At 46.6% G+C, this 22534-nt stretch carries 17 protein-coding genes and 1 pseudogene; 5 read left to right on the top strand and 13 right to left on the bottom strand.

All coding sequences use genetic code 11. From position 1 onward, the window contains the following. Nucleotides 1–25: 25 nt before the first annotated feature. From MYB54_RS09000 to MYB54_RS08985, 4 genes and pseudogenes are all read right to left on the bottom strand, one after another. Complete coding sequence (locus tag MYB54_RS09000; protein WP_226293983.1) at nucleotides 26–1873, bottom strand: UvrD-helicase domain-containing protein; 1848 nt, start codon at nucleotides 1871–1873, stop codon at nucleotides 26–28. Continuing rightward, the gene (locus MYB54_RS08995) at nucleotides 1873–3852 is read right to left on the bottom strand and encodes an ATP-dependent nuclease (RefSeq protein ID WP_226293980.1); all 1980 of its coding nucleotides are present in this window, start codon (nucleotides 3850–3852) and stop codon (nucleotides 1873–1875) included. Before MYB54_RS08995 ends, MYB54_RS09000 begins: the two co-directional genes overlap by 1 nt. Before the next feature lie 2 nt (nucleotides 3853–3854). Beyond that, nucleotides 3855–4499: a hypothetical protein gene (locus MYB54_RS08990; protein WP_226293979.1), complete on the bottom strand. Its 645-nt coding sequence runs from the start codon at nucleotides 4497–4499 to the stop codon at nucleotides 3855–3857. A gap of 2 nt (nucleotides 4500–4501) precedes the next feature. After that, nucleotides 4502–4990, bottom strand: a pseudogene (locus MYB54_RS08985) (tyrosine-type recombinase/integrase); the annotation flags it as partial. A gap of 79 nt (nucleotides 4991–5069) precedes the next feature. Between MYB54_RS08985 and MYB54_RS08980 the strand changes: the two are divergent. Further along, a protein-coding gene (locus MYB54_RS08980) for an IS3 family transposase (RefSeq protein ID WP_226293998.1) occupies nucleotides 5070–6181 on the top strand; the annotation gives its coding sequence in 2 pieces (ribosomal slippage) (nucleotides 5070–5331 and nucleotides 5331–6181; 1113 coding nt in all). Between the two features lie 11 nt (nucleotides 6182–6192). Here MYB54_RS08980 and MYB54_RS08975 read toward each other — a convergent pair. Both MYB54_RS08975 and MYB54_RS08970 read right to left on the bottom strand, forming a co-directional pair. Next, nucleotides 6193–6441, bottom strand: coding sequence for a DsbA family protein (locus tag MYB54_RS08975; protein WP_226293977.1), 249 nt, complete (start codon nucleotides 6439–6441; stop codon nucleotides 6193–6195). 110 nt (nucleotides 6442–6551) lie between these two features. Further along, nucleotides 6552–7322, bottom strand: a complete 771-nt coding sequence (locus tag MYB54_RS08970) for a DMT family transporter (RefSeq protein WP_248721961.1) — start codon at nucleotides 7320–7322, stop codon at nucleotides 6552–6554. A gap of 99 nt (nucleotides 7323–7421) precedes the next feature. Between MYB54_RS08970 and MYB54_RS08965 the strand changes: the two genes are divergently transcribed. Then, a protein-coding gene (locus tag MYB54_RS08965; protein ID WP_226294051.1) for an IS3 family transposase occupies nucleotides 7422–8572 on the top strand; the annotation gives its coding sequence in 2 pieces (ribosomal slippage) (nucleotides 7422–7680 and nucleotides 7680–8572; 1152 coding nt in all). Nucleotides 8573–9105: 533 nt separating this feature from the next. Here MYB54_RS08965 and MYB54_RS08960 read toward each other — a convergent pair. Together MYB54_RS08960 and MYB54_RS08955 are read right to left on the bottom strand one after the other, a co-directional pair. Beyond that, complete coding sequence (locus MYB54_RS08960) at nucleotides 9106–9690, bottom strand: TetR/AcrR family transcriptional regulator (protein ID WP_248721826.1); 585 nt, start codon at nucleotides 9688–9690, stop codon at nucleotides 9106–9108. Nucleotides 9691–10345: 655 nt separating this feature from the next. Beyond that, a complete protein-coding gene (locus MYB54_RS08955; protein ID WP_226293116.1) occupies nucleotides 10346–10753 on the bottom strand; it encodes a winged helix-turn-helix transcriptional regulator in 408 nt (135 codons plus the stop codon). Nucleotides 10754–10840: 87 nt separating this feature from the next. Here MYB54_RS08955 and MYB54_RS08950 point away from each other — a divergent pair, with 87 nt between their 5' ends. Next, the gene (locus MYB54_RS08950) at nucleotides 10841–11683 is read left to right on the top strand and encodes an SDR family oxidoreductase (protein ID WP_039503410.1); all 843 of its coding nucleotides are present in this window, start codon (nucleotides 10841–10843) and stop codon (nucleotides 11681–11683) included. Between the two features lie 365 nt (nucleotides 11684–12048). Here the strand turns inward: MYB54_RS08950 and MYB54_RS08945 are convergent, their stop codons facing one another. After that, a complete protein-coding gene (locus MYB54_RS08945) occupies nucleotides 12049–12693 on the bottom strand; it encodes a 3'-5' exonuclease (RefSeq protein ID WP_226293115.1) in 645 nt (214 codons plus the stop codon). A 300-nt stretch (nucleotides 12694–12993) separates the two neighbouring features. On the opposite strand from MYB54_RS08945, the gene MYB54_RS08940 reads away from it, so the two are divergent. Further along, entirely contained in the window at nucleotides 12994–14277 is a 1284-nt protein-coding gene (locus MYB54_RS08940) for a nucleotide-binding domain-containing protein (protein ID WP_226293114.1), read from the top strand. A gap of 6 nt (nucleotides 14278–14283) precedes the next feature. Next, nucleotides 14284–15048, top strand: a complete 765-nt coding sequence (locus MYB54_RS08935) for an SLATT domain-containing protein (protein WP_226293113.1) — start codon at nucleotides 14284–14286, stop codon at nucleotides 15046–15048. A gap of 373 nt (nucleotides 15049–15421) precedes the next feature. On the opposite strand, the gene MYB54_RS08930 is transcribed toward MYB54_RS08935, so the two are convergent. The 4 genes from MYB54_RS08930 to MYB54_RS08915 are packed head-to-tail and all read right to left on the bottom strand — an operon-like array spanning nucleotide 15422 to nucleotide 22443. Beyond that, a complete protein-coding gene (locus tag MYB54_RS08930; RefSeq protein WP_005967067.1) occupies nucleotides 15422–15859 on the bottom strand; it encodes a hypothetical protein in 438 nt (145 codons plus the stop codon). Nucleotides 15860–15874: 15 nt separating this feature from the next. Beyond that, a complete protein-coding gene (locus MYB54_RS08925) occupies nucleotides 15875–20149 on the bottom strand; it encodes an RHS repeat-associated core domain-containing protein (protein WP_226293112.1) in 4275 nt (1424 codons plus the stop codon). Further along, nucleotides 20142–20585: a DUF1795 domain-containing protein gene (locus tag MYB54_RS08920; protein WP_048257607.1), complete on the bottom strand. Its 444-nt coding sequence runs from the start codon at nucleotides 20583–20585 to the stop codon at nucleotides 20142–20144. Before MYB54_RS08920 ends, MYB54_RS08925 begins: the two co-directional genes overlap by 8 nt. A 28-nt stretch (nucleotides 20586–20613) precedes the next feature. Continuing rightward, entirely contained in the window at nucleotides 20614–22443 is a 1830-nt protein-coding gene (locus MYB54_RS08915; protein WP_226293111.1) for a type VI secretion system Vgr family protein, read from the bottom strand. Between the last annotated feature and the right edge of the window lie 91 nt (nucleotides 22444–22534).

Here is a 22534-nt window from a genome sequence, read left to right as displayed (position 1 = left end):
GGCGATCTGAAATCGCCATCATTTTTCAACCTTGATAATCTTCAGCCTCGATACCACAATAAGTTATCATGTTTGTTATTAACGGTATTTCATTACAATTCTGCTTGAAAGACCTGCCATAACTATTGTTTCTTATTTTACAACGAGTCATTAATACTTCTTCAATGGCTCTTGAAAATGCCACAAAGACTGTTTTTTGATTTTCTATTTGCTCTTCTTCTTTACCAAAATAGGCACCAGGTTCAAGACCCACAACGATGACCTTCCTGAACTCTAACCCTTTACTTTTATGGATGGTCATAAGAGGTATCGTTTTATTGCCAAGTAATAAATCAACGGCTTCTGATGTGTTTTCTTTTACATCTAACTTATCGAGGTGGCGAGAAAGTAATTCTATGCTATATTCTAAACCATTCCCACTCATATACTGCGGAAAGTAAGACTTTATTTTATCGACACCAAATATACTTAATAATGAATACAAATAATCGAAAATTTCTTCTTTAATTACCCGATGAGATTTAATAAACTGGCTAAGTTCTTTTTCTAACCGTGTAACATCACCTCTTTTACTTACTCCTCTTATATTACATAGAAGCTCCATTGTAGTGGCCCAGCTTTCTATGGATTTCCTATTACAGACAAACATTAGCATTTGTAAAAGTAACTGTACTACAGCTTCATTTAACAGATCCTGATACTCGTTCTCAAGGCGACATTGTATTTTCAAATATTGCAATGCTGAAATGATATCGTCTGTATATTGTTTAGCCGGGTTTCTTAGCAGTATGCATATATCTCTTTCATTTACCCCTTCAGCAATCCATTGCTGGATACATAATGCTATATATGCCCCTTCAATACTACTTTCGTCAAATTGTAGTAACTTAGCTGAACCTTCATTTTTAATCAACATCATATCAGGCTTTATATCAGCATGATTCATGAAAGCTTCCATCATGCGTTGATAATTAATGAGGTTTTTTAATGATCTTCTATTGCTAACTAATTCATTAGGTTGTTCGATTCCAAAATCTTTTTTAAACACATCAAAAGCATTGTGCATTGCACCTGCCCAACCCATTATTCTTTGTTTTGTATCACCGACTGCCGTTATTTTTATTTTCTTACCCAAGAAAATGCTCTTAAAAATCTCATATTGCCTGTATGTTGTGTCCTGAAACTCATCGATAAAAGCATAGTCATATGTTGAATTTATAGCATTAGATAAATATCGATTCCTACTAATAATATAATTAGCAAGAAAATTAATCATCTTGAACGAGATCCTTGATTTTGGTTTTAATAAGTGTAACCACACAAAACGTCTTATCCTACCATCAACAGTATGTTCTATTGCTTTATCATAAGGGGTTACTATATAATTCTCTTCAAAGTTATAAGGTTGTAATTTATTCAATTCTTCAGATGTTAATCCTTCAAAGGCGACTGCTTCTCTTTTAACTTCTTCAACAAAATCTTTATTATTCGGAAATATTATTTCATAGTCATCTGATGGGCGATAAGCTTCCGGAATAGTGCTTTTAAACCGATCTACGATACTTTTACAAAATGCATCAAATGTGGTTGATTCAAATTTATTTCTATATTTTGAATCAAGCCGTGAGTTTACTCGATCTTGTAAGTTTTTTGCCGCATCTTTTTTGAAAGATAATGCGATAATTTTTTTCTTACTACATTTTCCTGTCTCAATTAAAAAACAGGCTTTCTGGGCTAATAATTCAGTTTTGCCTGCACCAGGACCAGCAAGAACGAGATTATGAGCTATACTGTTTTGTATCACCTTCATAGCCTCGTCTTCTACTTCTTTGATGTCCTTTAAAACCCAATCAACATCTTTAATTGTTGGCATTAAAGTAATCCTCTCACTGTTCCGATAAGCTCATTAAGTGTTTCAGGGCTATTATCTCTTAATCTGTCATCGTCCATTTTGGATAATACATAATTATGCGATAATGGTTTCCCTCTACCTAAAAACAAATAACGATACCAAAAATATTTTTCATAATCATCGAAGTCATCAACATTAATTTCGTTTTCTTCTTTTTTCAGAACAGCAGCAACTGCAGCTTTAATTTTCTTGTTATATTTAGGATCATCATCTTCAGGAATGTTTGGACCACCATTTGGAGGGATGAATGTCTTGTAATCATCAAAGAAAGCATTGAGCATGAGCCAATCTAAATCATATGGGTATGAAAAATATAGATTATATTCAACCAGTGATTCTATCCAAGCGAGTTCTTCCGTTCGCTCTTCATCCCAAGTGTGCATTTCTTTTAAATCTTGGTCAGACAATACTCCATCACTTAATGCAAGCAATTTATCCTTATCCACGCCAATGGAAATAAGTTGGTTTAATGCATATTTGATTCTTCCCCAACCACCGCCACCTCTTCTAAAATCATAATCAAGAAGAGTCACATGAGGAATTGAAAGGTGATTAAGCAGTTTCCAGAAGTGATTTACATACCGCCCCCCTAAAGGAGCAAAAGTTATCAATGAAGTATCAAGCTCTATTCCATTCACTTGAGCTATCTTAGGTATAACTATTTCTTCACTATCTCCTTCACCAAGAATGACAACTTTTGCAAAATAAATTTCTGGATATGCCTTCACTGCTTCCTTAACATATGTAAAGGTATCAATAGTATCAACACCATTTCCAACTTGACTCGGTAAAATGATCTCTTTGACAATTGTATTTTTATTTTCTTGCAATCTGAAATATCGAATATCTTCAGGTTCTACTCTATTCAATAAAGCTGGCGCATGTGTAGTCAATATTACCTGTGCTCGATCATTTTCTGATATCTCTTCACATAGCTTAACTATTCTTCCTAAGTATTGCGGTGAAAGGTGGTTTTCGGGTTCTTCTATTAATATTATCGTTAAATTTGGAGGATCTAATGCTTCTACTGATATCGATAATTTTTTGCCATCAGAATTTATTATCTCATCTTCAATATCAAATGCAGATTTAACTAAAGATAAATAAAATAATGATTTCATACCATCACTCAATCTTTCAGTTGGTAAAGGTTGAGTATCTGGGCTGGGTAAAAAGACAGTATCGATATGTTTTAATACATCTTCAATACCATTCACTACTGGCTTAATTTGGAGTTCTTCGAAGTAACCACCAGTGAAAAGGGATTTCCAATTTCTGCCTAATGAAGATGTTATTGTCTGGACTCCTACTTCTTCTTGGAACTGATTTCCGATTGAAACAGCAACCTCATCAACTGTTGCCCCCATTTGTTCAGACCATTCGACTGCATTTATCAAACGGTGCATGATGGTTCCGGCTGTTTGCTTCAGTTGTTGGGCAGGATCTCGGTAAGCAGGGACATAGTGGACATGAATTTTTGATCTTTCATATGCCGTTATATTTTTTTCAGACTCCCCTATTTCCCATACCAGATCGCTTTCTATATCGCCTTCAGCAAGATTAGTATTTGTCCATTTTGCTTTTAATTTTGCTATACAGAATGGGATCTCTCCTGCTTCACTTGAAATTAAATGCTTAAAGAAATCTGCAACCGAATCGTCCTCACCGTCTTTTAGGTCTGCAAATTCGAATTTTACACGAACTGATAATTCTCTTTCATCTTGAGTATCGATTTCATCTCCAGGAGGAACATAAAAATCATCAACTTGAATAATTCTATCGGAGCTTTTAACACCAAACATCCTTGTCAATGCGAGGAGAACAGCCGTTTTACCTGTTCCATTCCCTCCAATTAAGCTGGTAAATGAATTTATATTTATAGTTTGTCCTACATTATCAAAGCTCTTAAAGCCTTTGATCTCCATTTGTGTAATTTTCATTATCACCTCAATTGCTGTTTTAAAAAATTATAATCACTAATTACTTCTGCATTTGTAATGATTTCTTGTGAACACAGCTTAAAACATTCTAAAAATATATTTTTATTATCGTTATATCCCCAATGTTTTTTCAAAGCCTCTTCAATTGAAATCCAGATAACTTGCAAGTCGTTATTAGATATTTGGCTTGTTAAAACTGTTTCTTCCACACAGAGTATATGCCCTAAGATGACATCATCGTATATGTCAGTATCTGAATCTATAACTCCTAACCTTTTTATTTTCCTTTTTTGGATGATTTTATTTTTAACAATAAAAGGATGTTCTTCTATAAAATCGGTCAATGATGTAAAAGCCAAACCACGAACCTGAGCACCATGCATTGAACTACTTACTTTATGGATATCTCTCCAAACTCGCAGATCACCTAACACGTAGAGTACCCGCTGATTTCTCGCTTTCGTATCTTCTGCTTGGTACTGGATATAAGGTGGGCCTCCCCCATTTTGTCTATATCGGGCAAGGGTTTTGATGCTTATGCCAAGAAAGACAGAAGCAAGCTCACTATTTACAGTGGCAGAATCAGGCATTTGACCAAATAGTTTCCATACCTCTGAATACTCCCGCAAAACTTCCACCACACTCATCTTCACTCCCTCGTTTCAGGTAATGGAGGATACTTAGCCGAAGCAAGTAGTACATTGTATAATTTAGGAGCAGTCATTAGCATATGCAACTCAATCCTTTGTAATGCTTAAAAAATCCGTTCTTGATCAGGTTCTGCATACCTTTCGGTTGGATCTGTTGTATTTCTGTGATTGAGCAGTCTCTTAACGACGGCATATGAAACAAGTTCTTCAGCAACCCTACCAAATGTCCTTCGTAGATCATGCATACCAAGCTTCAGGATTCCCGCCTCTTGGCACAAGTATTCCCGCAAACTTTTACTGTCAGAGTAATGCCCGATTTTGCTTCTTTTAGAACGAGCAGGGAAAACCCACTTCAGTCTTTCTGGACGAGTTTCTGTTTCCTGAACAATGTCTCTTCGATCTTCCAAAATTCTTTTGACAGCATCACAAATCGGAAGCTCGTGATCGTTTCGATTCTTAGTGTCGTAAAAACGGATAGTTCTGTTACTCTGTAAGTATCCCCGCAAAACGGACCATTCACTTTTAGAGATCTTCCGACATACTGACTATGTCCTTTGAGGAGATCACCTGCGCAAAGCCCGATTCACCGAACACCAGATCATTGCCGTTCTGAAGTCCGTCGAAGCCGGACGTACCGTCAAAGATGTCTGTCGCGAAGCGGGAATATCCGAAGCCTCGTACTACAACTGGAAAGCGAAGTTTGGTGGGATGGAAGCCTCTGATATCAAAAAGATGAAAGACCTAGAGGACGAAAATCGCCGCCTGAAGCAGATGTTTGCCGACCTGAGTCTGGAATGCCGGGCGCTGAAAGATGTCATCGAAAAAAAGCTTTAAAACCAGCGATAAAACGTGAGCTCGTCAGCTATCTGACCGTGCAGTTTACGATGAGCATACGCCAGGCATGCAGGACGTTATCGCTGAGCAGGACGGTTTTTCGCTATCAACCGGACACGCGACGTGATGAACCGGTGATCCAGGCTTTGATTGAACTGGCTGAACGCTATCCCCGCTACGGCTTTAAGAAGCTTTTTCAGGTGCTTCGCAGGCAGGGGCATGTCTGGAATCACAAGCGGGTACACCGGATTTACCGCCTGTTGAAACTGAATTTTCGGCGTAAGGGTAAACAACGTCTGCCGGTGCGAAATCCGGCTCCGCTGGCCACGCCGGAAGCACTCAACCAGAGCTGGTCGATTGATTTTATGCACGATGCACTGACATGTGGGCGACGTTTTCGGACTCTCAACGTCGTGGATGATTTTAACCGCGAGGCTTTGGCGATAGAAATTGACCTGAATATCCCGGCTCAGCGGGTCGTTCGGGTACTGGACAGGATAGTAGCAAACCGTGGATATCCGCTGAAAATGCGGATGGATAACGGGCCAGAGCTAATATCACTGGCGCTGGCACAATGGGCTGAAGACCACGGTGTGACGCTGGAATTTATCAAGCCAGGTAAGCCAACGCAGAACGCCTTTATTGAACGGTTTAACCGGACGTACCGGACAGAAATCCTGGATTTTTACCTGTTCAGAACGTTGAACGAAGCACGGGAAATCACGGAACGCTGGGTGACGGAATACAACAGCGAGCGGCCTCATGAATCCCTGAATAACCTGACGCCGGAAGAATACCGGCTGATGGCCGAGAAACCGGAAATATCAAAAAGTGTGTGGAACTAAAACAGGTATGCTTACACCGCAACCTGAGACATCATAATTTCCGCCTGCTGCAGACCACCCAACTTATGCTTTAGTGCTTCTTTATAAGATAGAGGTACCTTGTTGTCTGCAATCCGAAAGCTGTGATGCCGGACAATAATCTTGTCCTTGTGCTCAAATGCTGCCAGTCCCTTTTCAAAACGTTTTTTAGCGATCCAGCACCATGGACAGACAAGATCGGACCAGACATCAATTTCAATAGTAGGGTGCAGCTCTTTCATAAATACCTCTGATTAATTGGTAGTACACTGGCTGAAAATTTCCTCTGTATTAACAGGAATAGAAAGTTTTAGAGATCACAAACCAGCTAATGGAATAACCAACAGCCAGATTATTTGTTATCTGCACATGCAGGCCGTATGACCAGCCCTATTCCAGAAAGTACAGCGATCATGGCTATGCTCATTCTCCAAGTAAGTGCCTCTCCTAGAAATAGAACACCTCCGAGCATGGCGATACAGGGCACACTCAGTTGAACTGCACTGGCAGTAACTGACTCTATTCGTGGCAACAGTGCGTACCAGAGGACATAGGCCCCGGCAGATGCGACAGCTCCAGACAAAATAGCCAGACCAGCACCAGTAAAGTCGGCACGGATAGAAACGCCAAAAAAATAGGCAATAAGAAGAGAAAACGGCACTGCAAGCATGAAGTTTTTGGCAGTGGCTTGTGCCGGGGAAACTGTTGAACGACCCCTGATTGAATAGGCTGCCCAGGCAAGGCCCGATACCCCCATTAAAACGGCGCTGGCAAGTGGCGGAGCGCTGCTTGCTCCGGGGAGTAAAAGCAAAGCCATACCGACAAGCGCCAGTGTCAATCCTACTGCCCTCGCAATAGTGAATTTCTCTCCCCGCAGGAGACCGTAAATCACCATGGTTAACTGCACCACACCAAAAAGCAGGAGAGCACCGGTTCCTGTATCCAACTGAATATAAGCAACGGAAAAAAAGACGGCATATATCATCAACAGAAAACTGTTAATTACATTCAAACGAGAATGAACATGACCTACTTTGCGCCGCAAGAAAGGAAGCAGCACAAGAGCGCCGCTAATGAGACGAAGATTACTGAAGCTGACAGGATCAATATGGCCTCCTTTCAGGGCAAGACGACATAATACTGAGTTGGCAGCAAATGATCCTACCCAGCAATAGTGGACACGCGACTAAGTGAGTAAACTCTCAACCAGAGGTGATTACTCATGACAAAACCAGTACCAACCAGTAAAACGCCCCGCAAACAGTACACGCCCGAATTTCGCGATGAAGCCCTTAAACTGGCCGAGCGTATTGGAATCGCTGCTGCTGCCCGTGAACTCAGCCTGTATGAATCCCAGCTCTACAACTGGCGGAGTAAACAACAGCAACAGATGAACTCATCAGAGCGAGAGAATGAACTGGCTGCCGAAAATGCGCGCCTGAAGCGCCAACTGGCGGAGCGCGATGAAGAACTGGCTATTCTCCAAAAGGCCGCGACATACTTCGCGAAGCGCCTGAAATGAAGTATGTCTTTATCGAAAAGCATCAGGCAGAGTTCAGCATCAAAACCCTGTGTCGGGTGCTTCAGGTTGCCCGCAGCGGCTGGTATGTCTGGCACAGGCGTCGTTGTCAGATAACCCCGCGCCAGCATTTCCGGCTCATTTGCGATGAGGCTGTCCGTAAGGCATTCGCTGGGGCAAAACAGCGCTATGGTGCACCGCGTCTTGCTGATGAGTTGCCGGAGTACAACATCAAAACCATCGCTGCGAGCCTGCGCCGTCAGGGGTTGCGGGCGAAAGCCAGCCGTAAATTCAGTCCGGTCAGCTACCGTGAACATGGTCTGCCGGTATCGGAAAACCTGCTGAAGCAGGACTTCATCGCCAGCGGCCCGAACCAGAAGTGGGCAGGCGACATCACGTATCTTCGCACGGACGAGGGCTGGCTGTATCTCGCAGTGGTCATTGACCTGTGGTCACGAGCCGTTATTGGCTGGTCGATGTCGTCACGAATGACGGCACAACTGGCCTGCGATGCGTTACAGATGGCGCTCTGGCGTCGTAAGCGACCGAAAAACGTTATTGTCCACACCGACCGTGGCGGACAGTACTGTTCAGCGGATTACCAGACTCTGCTGAAACGGCATAATCTGCATGGCAGCATGAGTGCAAAGGGTTGTTGCTACGATAATGCCTGTGTGGAAAGCTTTTTCCATTCACTGAAAGTGGAATGCATCCACGGGGAACGCTTTATCAGCCGGGAAATAATGCGAACAACGGTGTTTAATTATATCGAGTGTGATTACAATCGGTGGCGACGCCACAGTGCTTGTGGTGGTCTCAGCCCGGAACAATTTGAAAACAAGAACCTCGCTTAAGGCTGTGTCCACATTACGTGGGTAGGATCAAAACGCCGTCATGACAATTATCACCTGAAAAACCATCGAACGACTGGGCATTGAGCTAACTCCACATTGAAACACAAACCAAATATACCTACTAGATGGTAGCCTATCAATACAACAACGAAAATCGATAGCCCCACCTTTTATGATTCAGTAAGAATGTGATTGAAGTCGAATAGAAAAACTACAACGAAGATAATCTCCGTGAGGTTGACTGGAAAGTGGAAAGAAAGCGTAGACGTCGCTCGTTTTCATACCCTAAATACGCACCACTCGCGCCAGCGCGTGCATATTTAAGGAGTTTAGGCCGGTCTGGATGAGACTCTTAGCACCAAATACATCAGTACTGGTATATATCACCAGAGCTTTCAATTCGTTATGAAACCGGGGTCTGCCAACCCGCATCATGCATCCTGACGGGAACGTACTTAAACAAATTAATGCTGTGACAGGTTTTTCAGACTACCGTAATGCGTTTGAACAGGTCACTACGATACTCATTCCGGTCAAGCAGTGTAGGCTCCATTAGCTGTTAATATAAAAAGGATTTGCTCTAGGCTGTCCTCGAAAATATTCGCTTTGTGCGTAGCCCGAGCCACGACACTGGCCCCTTCACAGATATTCAGTATGATGAGTGCCGTTCTATCGGGATCAAGTGATTGTGATACTTCACCGGAGGTGATCCCCACAGAAATAATCCGAGTCAGCCAGTTAATCTGGAAATCGAAGTAGGAAGTCGCCTGTAACTTGATATTGTCAGGCAGATTAGCCAGATCGGCCGAGAGTGCACAGCACAGTGGTAACAGGTACGTGCGATAGCCTTCAGCAAAAATTTCCACATAGTCTGTCAGACGATCACGAACCGACGCAGACTTGCTCTCAATACTCGAAAACACCACGCTACTTTCTTCAATAGCCCTAGCTACCACGGCTTCACCAAGGATATCCTTGGTCGCGAAATGATGATGGATACTCGCTTTGGTAATACCGATTTTTTTGGACAAGTCGGCGTAACTAAAAGCCGAATAACCACGCATACGCATCAGCAGGTTGGCCTCGTTCAGAAGCCTGTCACGAGTCAACAGGGACATTTCAAAACCTCAATATCTATAAGTATGATAAATTTTACATTCCTACATCTCTCCCTACAAGCATTCTTAAAACATCGTCCAGAACGCATACATCCAGGTAGAAAATGTAGTGCTCAATAAAACTGGCCATGGTTTTAGCGTTCTTCCAGAACAATTGTTCTGATTCATTCGGCGTCAATCTGTCATTATACTGATGGGGATGGAGCTGACTGTAATAATCATTATTGAATTAATAACTATCAACACTAGGCATTGCTATTAACTAAGTAGTAATCTGAAGTCACAGTTAAATTCGATTAATCGCGAAGATGAAGCCAAATAGCAAAGAAAAACTATTATCATGATTATGGTAGACATAAGATGAATGGTATTGATAATACATAGACCAACGTCATCCTAGGCATGCTTATACATAACGCTCACAGGCGAACTAAATCAATGAGAAAAAAGCTGACCCAGAATGAAAAGCGAAGGCAATTATGGGCGTTAGAGCACATCAGGAAATAAATCGCTCACGTTCGCCAGAATAGACAAGTCCATAGCTCCCCTAACAATGATGTTACTTGTCAGCTCAAAAAACCAAATACATTTATTTTTATACGGGAAAATATAAATTTCGCATAATTTTTAAATGTAAATGGTGTGATTAAATCATCTAATCAAGAACCTTCTGCTTTTTAAATGGGCATACGTCTGTCAATTTTTTCTCCGCTATAGAGCCAGAGATATCGGGAAATTGCGATAAGTCTTCATCAGGAACCGAGTCTCCCCACTCTTTCATGGCTTCCAGAACAGTGTTCAATTTTTTTCCCATGTCAGTAAGCTCGTATATTACTCTTGGTGGTGTTTCAGCAAAAGCAGTGCGCGTAACTAGGTAATGCTTTTCAAATTTTTTTAAGCGATTGGTTAGTGTATGGGCACTGATACCGGGAAGTGCGTCACGTAGCTGGGTAAACCTCTTGGGCCCAGTAAGGAGCTCGCGGACGATGAGTGTTGCCCAAGGGCCGTCCAGCAATTCTAAAAAACGAGCAACACCACAGCATGGTTTTTTTTGATTTCCCACTTAAAAATCTCCATTAGTGCATTTGACGTAACTGATGCAATCATAGCACTATCATAAATTCCAAACACTACTGATAAGGTATGATTTATGAAATTTATCATTCATGGCGCAACAGGTGCTCAAGGTGCTCCGTTATATAATATGTTGATTGCAGAAGGGAAAAATGCGGTTGCTGCTGTACGTAACCCTGCAGATATCGCAAACGGGCAAGCGGTAGCAGTAGATATGTCATCCGTAGATTCTCTTGTTAAAGCGTACACAGGTGCTGATGGTGTGTTCGTTCATTTACCATTAGGGTCAGAAGACCAGCGTCTTCATTATGCACACACTATCGCCGAAGCTGTTGGTAAGGCGCGACCAAAACGAGTGGTTATTTCCACAAGTGGCTGGAAGCTGGAAAGCAGCAGCGATAATAGGGCTTTGCCTGCATTGGTAAGTGGGATTGAAAATACTGGCATTTCTTTAGCTATCGTTGCCCCCGTTCAATACCTTGAAAACTTATTGCTGCCGATTGTCACTGAAGCAGTAAAACAGGAACATAAACTACCTTATCCACTCAGGGATGACTTTCCTGTTTCATGGTGTTCCCATCTGGATATAGCAGATGTTGCAGCAGCCTTGCTGACTAATTTTTCATTAACAGGTGTTATCAGTGTAGGTATATTGCCAGCCGTCACTGGTACAGAATTAGCTTTGGCTTTTTCCAATCACTATGGTTATGAAGTTAAATATGAAAGCCAGACACCGGAAGAATTCGGTAAAAAGCTATCAGTATTATTTGGAGAAGCTGCTGCTGCTGAAGTCGCCGCTGCTTATGAAGCAAAAGCTAAAACAAAAAATGCTGCAATTGATCAAAAAACAAGTTCACAGGAACGACTAGGCTTACCAATTCGAACTGTTGAAAAATGGTTGAATGATATTGGAGCATAGACTATTAATGATAGTATCCTTATAAAAACTGAATGTATATTTATACTTATATGGCATATTCTTCAGCAAAAATATGTTATATAAAGAGGTATTGATTTAGTAGTGATATTTCTTATGATAATATCACTACCTATTCATACAATATCTATTAATAAAATACATCTTATGCATTAACACACCAGAAAATATGCCTTTCAGGTAGCCAAATAACTCACTCTTGATCAAATTTCGGGGATAGCATCATGTCTGCTGCTGCCTGACGATCGCCACCGAACTGCCGCTGCCATTCATAGACAATCGCGTTCTGCCTAGGCTTCGAACCTTGCAGGAATCCATTCTACATCAACTGGTGTTGAGCCTAACTGCTATAGCGTTTCGAGCAGCTTGGTCACCAACAGTGCTACATGACGGGAATCATCCAACGCTCTGTGGTACTGACCTTCCCAAGTGATTTCTAATGACTCCACGGCTTTCTTCAAATCCGGCGCCGGTGTATCGAAAACATTACTGTAGAACAAATCAACAGGCAGATGCTTGAGGCCATTGAGAGATGATTTAACACCGAGCCTTACGCAGTCACGTTTAATTTGGTCAGCATCGTAAGTGCCCCAAGAGCACCAAACCACACCCTCTATTAAAAACGGCTGCAGCAAAGTATCCACCATCTGGCTAACCTTCGAAAATGGTTGGGCACTATCTACATCATTCTGTTTGATCCCAGTGAGTGCCTTACAAAACGGTGTCAAATCAGGGTGAATAATTGGCTGGACAAACTGAGAGAAATTGGTCACTACCTGGTAATGCTGTCGTAAGTCCAGTGCAACAATCCCAATCTCAATAATTTCCATTTCCTCGGGAGTGACCAGTAATGAATGGCCTACTCTATCAGCAACACTCATGCTTTTTGGGTAGTCGTCACAAGTTGCCTCAACATCGAGACAGATCAGATAGCGCGATCCAGATAACTGATCTCGAAATATCTCAACTGCTTGTCGTTTCTTAAAGTTCATATCTAATCTCCGTTGGCTTGCCGCTGTCCTATCCAGAGTCCCCACACTACTTTGTCGTAGCCAAACAAAGCGTTGTTGAGCCGACTCCTTCCGTGATTTCCAGCGCAGGTTGAAATTTCATCGCTTGAATAGCGGAGATGCGCTGTTTACACTTAACAGCCAAATAGTATGTTCTTACAAGTCAAGTGCTCGATTTTTTTATATTTTGGTGCCTATATACCGCCACCTTATTATGGATGCAGAACTTGGGTTGTGGGCATGCCGATCTGCTAACACCCATAATACATAAGGATTTGAAAATTGAGCATCGCTGAAAAATTCCAGACGTTTCTGGAAAATATAAAAATTGATAACGGCGAACAGATAAGCGGAAAATACGGTGACATTACGTCTTGCCTAAATAAACGATTCAGGAACACAGATTCCTGCACTGCCAATAATCTGCAGGTAGGATCCTATGGCCGTTGGTCAGCCATACGCGGTATTTCAGACTTGGACATGATCTATATCATGCCTGCAAGCAAATGGGATGATTACAACATAGACGGTGGTCAATCAAAGCTGCTCACCGCTGTCAAAGACGCCTTGAAGGCTAGGTATCCCAGAACAGATATCTATGTGGATAGCCCTGTGGTAAGGGTGCTGTATACCAACTTCCATGTAGAGGTACAACCTGCATTTGAACAAGACGATGGAAGCTTCAAATTTCCTGATACGCGTAAAGGTGGAACTTGGAAGATAACCAAGCCTCGAGCCGAAATTAAGGCCATGGCGGACGCGAATGCCGAAAAGAACAGGAATCTGCGTAGATTATGCAAAATGGCAAGAGCCTGGAAAAATAAACACGGCGTGGCGATGGGTGGTCTGCTGATCGACACCCTGGCACACAACTTTTTGAATTCCACTACCGAATACGATTCCAGAAGTTACTTTTATTACGATTGGCTGAGCCGAGACTTCTTCAAATACTTGGCAGATGAACCAAAAAAAGAACGTTATGCAGCCTTAGGTAGCGGGCAGCATGTCAAGGTTAAGGAATCTTTCCAGACCGCTGCCAGCAAGGCTCACCAACTTTGCCTCGAGGCTATTGATGCCTCAGGAACCGACGGCGAAAACGCAAAATGGCAGAAAGTCTATGGCAACCGATTCCCAGCATCAGAGAAACAGATTGCTAAAGCATCGGCACGCTCCTTCCGCGAGACTGAAGAGTTTGTGGAAGATCGCTTCCCGATCGATATTCGCTATAAGCTTAAAATCGATTGTGAAGTCACTCAAGCAGGATTTCAACCGGGCAAGTTGCGCTCTATGCTGCGGAGAAACTTCAAACTGAGTCCTAAAAAGTCCCTAAAATTTGAAGCAATCGATAACACAGTACCGGGTAACAGCCAGATGTACTGGAAAGTTCTGAATCGTGGCGAGGAAGCCGAGCGCCGGGACTGTTTGCGCGGCCAAATCGTAAAGGATAGCGGCCACTCTACAATATCGGAGCACACCAATTTTGCTGGCGACCATATCGTGGAATGTTACGTCGTCCAAAATGGGGTCGTTGTGGCCAAAGACCGCATTCACGTTCCAATTGAGTAGGGCTGTATGAATAGAGAAGCATTTCTGAAATCTACTGCTGAAATCGGCTACAACGTTGGTATCGGTTGTAAAAAGCACTGGGCCACTCTGGATATCGTAGATAAAGTTCCGGGCTTTATCGGATTCATTTCAATGGCTGTTGGTATATTTGCATTAGTTATTGACGAGCTGAGTGCAAAAATTCCGTCTGCCATAATGCTGATATTCGGTATCTGTGCGATCTATATATCTTACTATGACCATAAGAAACCTGATTATGAAAAGGCTGCCCAGTATTTAACAAAAACTCTCGAAAAACTGCGTGACTTGTATAGAGAGGTGCAGAGCTCTAATAGCCCACCGACCACTGCTCAACTAAAACGACTAGATGATCTTCGTAACGAATACTATCAGCACTGCTTGAGCAAGCAGATCCTGTTCAGTGACTGGTACGCGCATTATAAATTCTTCTGGCAGCATCAGATCAGTTGGATGGATGAACAGCTGAAGTTTAGATTTTTCCGCGACAAGCTACCACTCTCGCTTATGGTTTGGTGCGTGATCGGGTGTATTGGCACCGTTTACTACCTGCAGGGAAAAACTATTCTTCTTGTCGATAAAGAAAACAGCTTATGTGCTATGCAACAGCACCAACCACCTGCTCTACCGAAAGATGTAGCTGAAAAAAGAAAGTTACCAGTCCTGACGATACCGACAGGCCACAAGAGCGTTCACGACCTACAATTTAGTGCACATGATGACAACCTTTGCCATCTTTTTCCACCATATTAACGGAGTTTCAGTAGTGGTGAACTAGACGGTATTCGGCGTAATTTAGAATGCACTTAATATGCTAACACTATAGATCCAGTTGCTCCCAGCCCTTATGTTCCCCCAGTCAACGTCGCGGTGGTGCCGTACCCCAGCTATATGGCCGCCGCCCAACAGGTATTCCTCATAGGTCCTGGCCACAGCGTTTAGCGATGATCCACCCTAACAAATCATAGTCGCTCAATCGGTATGTCTACCCCCTAAGCTGGTTACGTATTAAAAAGACAGATTTATTAAATAATTTTGACTATTCAAAAAATCTGCCATTTTTCATTTAATAATCACGATATTTACGAAATAATAAATTCTATGCCATTTGAATTTTACAGAAAACTCAATTCTTCGACATTTTATTCAAGTAAAAATCAAGGTATTTTTTAGGTCGTTCCTGAAAAGCTCTTTTCTTTCCGTAGCTATACGCATCATGAAAATGTTTATAAGCCATATCATATTCTTCTAACTCATAGCAAACCATCCCAAGATCAATTAACGGAGCCGTATCTATATCTGACCCTCTGGTTTGCAATGCAATTCCTGCCCATTTTTTAGCCTCATGAAAATCCTCCATGTCGAAATATGCACTATATATACACGCAGAAATCCAACTGGCAATTTCCCAATCTAGCTTTGGTTCAGGGAGTAATCGCCAAGCTTCATTATATTCTTCTAATGCCTGCCCATAAGATTTTTTATCATGAAGGTGATTACCCTTTTCGACTACAGATACTATTAATTCCTCTAGCTCTTGACTTACATCAGAAAGAATCTTCATTACGCACCTATTTAATCATAGAAAGTATTGCGAGATTTCCGCAGGCCCAATAAAATCACTTGGATTTCTATATCTATCAGGCAGGCTTGCACCCTGAGAACGGTTATGTCCAAAATACTCTAACTCATAGTTTTTGGGGTCCCGCATAAAGGCTCTGACTTCTTTAGACTTCGCCCCATAGTACCCACCCTTTTGATTCCAATATTTAACAGCATCAGTTAAATGAGCCATATCAGCATCCTGAATACGATACCACTTACTATCAGTTGAACTTTTAAATTGCATCCTATCACCAGAACCACGAATGCGACCTTCTCCACGCATTCGCTCAATAACAGCTCGCCCTGTTTTAGTCTTTTTACCTGGAGTTCTTCCCATATAAGTAAGACGGCAAGATGCCAACCCAAACGGATCAACCCAACAGGTCGGATTCTGGACGTAACCGTAGTTATTCTCTCCCCCCGCTATCCCTATCGGGTCTGGCGAGATATAACCACCACCACTTGGATCATAATAGCGGAACCTGTTATAGCATAAGCTACTTTCAGCGTCACGGTACTGCCCCGCAAAGGCCAGTCCCGGATCAAGACTTTCAGTATTATCTGTATAACGCTGGCCCCATAAGTTGGTGTACGGAGCCTGCCAGCGAAGCTCGCCTTGCGGGTTAAAGACTGCCTGCGGTTCACCATTATGGCCGCTGGTGACAAAATCCGTTTCCCAATTCCCCTCCACAGTTTGGCGCTGCTGCACCAACAACTCCCAGCCGTTATGCACCCAGTGACGGCGGCTGATAAGCTGATTGTCGCGATAGTGCCGTACTTCGGCAATCTGGTCGCCGTCCCACAGGTAGTGAATATCTTCAGCTTTCTGGTCACAGCGTTTGCCAATGCGCCGCCCGAACGCGTCGTAGTTGTAGAGCCAGCGTTCGCCGTTCGGTGTATCGACTCCCCGTAACTGATTACGGCTGTCCCAGCGGTAGTGCCATACCTGCGGCCGATAACCCGGCTGTACCACCTGTTTGCGTATCAGCCTTCCGGCCTTGTCGTACTGGTAGTGAGTGTTGTCCTGCTGAGTCAGTCGTCCGGCCTGCCATTCGGTCAGCCTTGTCGTGTCCTGTGGCAGCCCGTTACGGGTGTAGCGGTATTGTTCTTCGGTGTTAACAGTGCGACCCGCGCCACCGCTCAGTACAGACAGTACCCGCCCGCTGGCATCGAGTTGATAGCCTGCCGCCTCGCGGTTGCGCCGGGTGCCGGTCAGATTGCCCGCGCCGTCGTACAGGTATTCCCGGGTCTGTACCGGTTGCAACCGACCGTCAGCCATCTGGCCGCTCATTTCCCGCGTCAGCCAGCCCATGGCGTCGTATTCACGCTGCTGCGTAAAGCCGACCTTGCTGTGGCGGATAGATTCACGTCCAGCGGCATCATGCGCCAGTGTCAGCTCCGCCCCGTCCGGTAGCATGACCTGATGCAGTTCGCCTGTGGCGCGGTAATGGAAGGTGCTGGTGAGTGCCGCGCTGTCTTCTTCGCCTTTCCATGTCAGTGTCCGAGTCACAGTGTGTACAGTATCGTCAAACAGTCGGGTGATAACTGTGCCGTTCAGCCACTCCCGCACTACTCGGTCACGGAGGTCATATTCCAACTGGATATGGTTGGTCGCAGACGTCACGTCGATAAGCCTGCCTGCCGCATCGTAGCGGTAGTGCAGCATATCGTCTGGTGCCGTTTCTTTTATCAGTAATCCGCGCCCGTCGCACAGGAAGTGGCGGATTTCTCCTTCGCCATTGCGAACGGCGATGCAGTGGCCGTCTTCGTCATAGCCGTAGTGGGTCTCCGTACCCGCCATGTCCCGTTCGCGGATAACCCGCGCATCGGCATCCAGCCACCACTGCCACTGGTTACCGTCCGGTGCCGTGACACACACCAGTTGCTGACTTTCCTTGTCATACTCGTACTGCCAGGTGCGACCTGCCGCATCGGTACGTGACGTCAGCAAATCAAACGCGCCGTAGGTTTGTCGCCACACCGCACCGTTGCCGTCGGTATAGTTCAGCAGGTTGTTGTGTTTGTCATACTGGCGCTGCTCTTGTTTGTCATCCGGACGCAGCAATTGCTCCGGCAGCTTCCAGCTTGCACGACGATAACCCAGCCGATAGGTTGATCCATCCGGTCGTGTCCAGGTGGTCAGCCTGTCCTGCTGGTCATAACGCAGTTGCTGGGTACGGGACTCCGCATCCGTGGCACTCAGCAGGCGCTGACGGTGGTCGTAAAACAGGCTGGCCTGTACCTGATCGTTATGGTCGCTGACTTCAGTCAGCAGGCCGTAGCGATTCCAGGCAAAACGCACTTCGCTGTTGTCCGGTCCGGTCAGACTCTGCGGGTTGCCATTGCTGTCGTACTGCCATGCCCAGTGGCGCCCGAGTGGGTCAGTAATACCGATAAGCCGCTCATGGTCGTCGTAGGCGTACTGCCATTGGTGGCCGCTGCCGTCGGTGAAGGTGCTGACCAGTCCGGTATCCTCCAGATAGGCAAATTCCACCACCCGACCCGCCGGGGAGATTTCCCGCAGCAGGTTGCCCACATCGTCATACTCATAGCGGATGATATGGCCGAGCGGGGATGTCTCCCACGCCATCAGGTGCAGGTCATTGAAGCCATATTCACTGCGTTGGCCTAGCCCGTCAGTCATCACCACACGATCGGCCAGGTACTCAAACTTCGCCGTCAGGTAGCCGTCGGCACAGGTGGTGTAGATGCACCTGCCTTGATGGTCATACTCATAACGCGCCCAGGTTTTGTCGTTGTCGTGCCAGCGAGTCAGACGATGATGGTTGTCATACTCGTAGAACAGGTGATAAGCATGGGAGGCATCTGCCTCGACCAGTCGGCCTTGCTCATCCTGACGGTATTCGGCCAGCACCGTTTTCTGACCACCGTCAATGCGCTGCACCTGGCGCAGAAATTCCCCCTGCCATACCAGCAGCAGCTCGATGCCGTCGCTGTGCTGTATCTTGCGCAGGTAGCCTTTGGGGTCGCGGAGAAAGTCGATTCGGTTCTGGTGGTTGTCGGTAATGACCGACAACAGCAACTGGTCACCCTGTTTGACGGTAAAGGCACGCCAGGTCTGGCTGTCGCGGTGCCACAGGTGAAAACCGTTATGCCGTCGCAGCAGCTTGAATTCGGGGTATTCGGCGCAGTACACCACGGTAGTACCGAGCCCGAAGGTGAAATCAATGTCATAGCCCTGTGCCAGCGTGATAGTGACATGGATGCCGCCCTCATCCTGACTGACGGTAGCGACCTCGCTCCAGCTATCCTGCCAGCCACGGCCTACTAATCCGGCATGTAAAGAAGCGGTACGATAAGTACGTTCGAACACCAGCGGGATAGTCTGCCCCAACTCGATATCGGTGCGGCTTTCAATCACCTCACCGCTGGCGACATACACCGGGTCTTTCTTGAAGGCTTTGGCCGCTTGTGTCACCCGCGCCCGGCCCTTGTTCGCCTTAAATGCACGGGTGGCGCAACGTGTCTTTTGCCTGAGACGCTTACCTGCCCAAAGTGCACCAGCGCCCAGTCCTTTCATCACCGCTTTGGGGCCGCGAAAGAATAACTTCCCCAACCCGCGAAACAGGCCACGTGTCGGCGGCACCAGAAATTCCACCGCAATCAGCAGCGCTTTCTGCCAGCCGCTGAACTCGTCCTGTATCTCCAGTACGGTAGCCTGACCGGAGCCAAAGAACACCGTCGATGCCCCCTCCTTGATGGTGGCACCACACACGGTTTTATCACCAATCCGTGCAGCCGGATGACCGTTCACAAAGACGGTCTCGCTGCCCTGCGCAATCAGTTGCGGACCGTTGTGTTTGGTGCAGAGAACGACATCGACTTCAGCACGGGAAACCGGATTCCCTTCCACCGACACATTCGGTGAACCGCTGTCCACTTTCCCCGCAGGGGGGGAGGCGCTGTCCACCATAGCGGATACCCGACCACTGACCGCCGATATCAGGCTTCCCGCCCCCAGCACCGCCAGCCCACCGACCACGGCAATCGCCAGTCCACCGGTGACGCCCACCAGGGCAACGGCCACCGCCGCGACCGCAGCAGCGACCAGCGCCCCGGCAACGGCACCGAGCAGCGCCCCCAGAAAGCTGCTGTGCTTGATAGGCTTACCCGGCGAGGTAGGTGGTGAGCCGCTACCAGGTGTCGGTAAGTCGGGGGGCAGCGTGGGCCGATTGCCCGCGTGCATAGCGCCGACACGCGCAATGCGGGCCAGAATTTCATCACGCATCGCCGCTCTCCATCCCCTCCGATGCGGTAGGCTCAGCAGCGTTGAAGGTCTCGATCACCGCCAATAATGCTTTTTTACGTTCATCACTCAGCACGTCAGCGGCAGTAATGGTGAACGTCAGCAGTAGGTTGCCACGTACCTGCATCACCACCACCTGATGCATCTGGCCTTCCGGTGACTGCCAGGTGTATTCCAGCGCCGGGGCTGGTGCGCCCGACAGTGTCAGTTCCCACGATTGCACTTCTTTATAACCATTGAGATGGGTAGAGAACTGCTCCAGCGTTTTCTGATACACCACATCGGGTGTCTGACCGGGTTCGGTCGGGGTGCGGTTAACCACCAGGTTAGTGGTTTCATCCGGCAAGACAAAAACGTGCAGGGATTCATCGCGCCACTGCGCAGGAATGGCCAGGGTGCCTTCGTTCATCTGGTACATGTTCACGTGTCCTTGTTGTTCTTGTTATTCAGTTCAGGTCGATTTGCTGGCCGTTGATGACAATGTGGGTACCCTTGATATTGATGACCCCGTCAGCGCCGATACCAATAAACCCCTTGTCAGTGGCTATCAGTATGTCCCCCTTCTGCGACTGGATAGCGATGTTGTTTTTCACCTGAAGGCTGTCGTTGTCATCCACGACCGTGTTGCGGTTTTTGGTCACGGCGATACTCTGCTGCCCCTGGATTTCAGTGGACTGGTCTTTCACTACCGATACCGCCTGATTGCCACCGACGCTTTCGGTGTGGTCAGCGGTCACCGTCGTACTACGGTTATTCAACACCACGGTGTTCATGTCTTTCTGGGCATGGATAAACACCTCTTCCTGACCGGCCTGGTCTTCAAAACGCAGCTCATTGAAACCCGCGCCCTTGTGCGTTGACGTACGCAGCGAGGTACGTGTCTTGTTCGCTGGCAGTGGATACGGCGATGGATTGGTGGCGTGAAAGGTTCTGCCTGTCACGATAGGCTGGTCCGGGTCCCCTTCGAGGAAGCTGACAATGACCTCATGGCCGATGCGCGGGATGGCAATCAGGCCGTACTGACCACCGGCCCAGCCCTGACTGACGCGCACCCAGCAAGAGCTCTGGTCATCACTGGCGCCGTAGCGGTCCCACGGGAATTGCAATTTGATGCGACCGTATTCGTCGCAATAGATTTCCTCACCAGCGGGGCCCACCACGGTGGCAATCTGCGGACCATCCACCATCGGTTTGTATGGCAGGTCGGCACGCCAGGTACTTTTGGCACTCATCACCTCGAAGCTGTTGCTGTAGGTGGTCGGTTCACCGCCGCTTTCTTCTTCCAGCGCCTGCGGCTGCTGCCCGCTGTGGGTGATGGCAACCATTTGCCAGCCACTATTCAGCGTCGGATTAGGATGTTCGGTTAAGGTAAAACTGCTGCCCGGCATCAGCATCGCGGCATTGGATTCACCTGAGCCGGTCATGGCATTCGCGCGTAACGCATCCAGCCGATAGCTGGTAAAGGCCTTGCCGCTCGGGTCTTGTTTAAAACGCCCGGGATAATCGAAGTGCTGATAGCTTTCACGCTGGTTCGCCAATTCGCCGCTCATCTTGCTGTGCAGCAGGCCGTAGGCGGGGGTTTTGAAGCTGTAATCCTTGAGGGCGACTTCGGCGGTACTGACGGCTTCGGCGTAGCGGAAACGGCGGACATACTCGCCTTCGCTCAGTCCCTGCGTGGCGAGGTTGAAGAATAGCTCAGGGCCTTTGCTGAGCGCCCCGGCATCATCCGCAAAGACGACGCGGTGCTTGCCGTCTTCAAACTCATGGAAGAAGTACAGCCCTTCTTCCGCGGCCAGACGGGTGACAAACGCCAAATCACTTTCGCGATACTGTACGCAGTATTCGCGCGGGGCGTGGTCGTGACGCAGCGCAAAGGCATAATCGGTAATGCCAGACTCTTCCAGCAACGTACCGATAATGGCCTCCGGCTTTTGTGCCTGAAAGATACGAGCATTGGTACGCAGCCCCAGCCGCCACAGTGCTGGGCGAACCTCTGCCTGATAGCGTGTGCGGCGAAAGCCGGTGTCGCCCTGTGCGAAGGCACTGATAATCCCGCTGACGCGCCGTTTCAGTTCGCCTTCGTACCACACCAGCAGCTCACACGGCTGGTCGAGCACGGCGCCAAAGTCGATCCCCGGTAGGGCACTCGCCAGATTCAGCGACAGGGCAAATGGCTGGTTAAGGGCCTCGCTAAGCTGAAAATCCACCACGGCAAAGGTCGAGGCGGGCAATGCACCGACCTTTACCGTGAACTGTAATCCTGTACTGTTTGCCACGTTTATTCCCTCGCTTCCCGTGATGAACACCGTGTTGTCTGCACTCAGGTCTGGGAGAATCAGACCTCAGGGCAGTGCACGCAGAAAACCC

It is taken from the genome of Pectobacterium nicotianae (assembly GCF_023272715.1).
In the GTDB taxonomy this organism is placed as follows: Bacteria; Pseudomonadota; Gammaproteobacteria; order Enterobacterales; family Enterobacteriaceae; genus Pectobacterium; species Pectobacterium brasiliense.
Note: the sequence above shows the minus strand (reverse complement) of the source record. Positions and strands in the feature narration are given on the sequence as shown.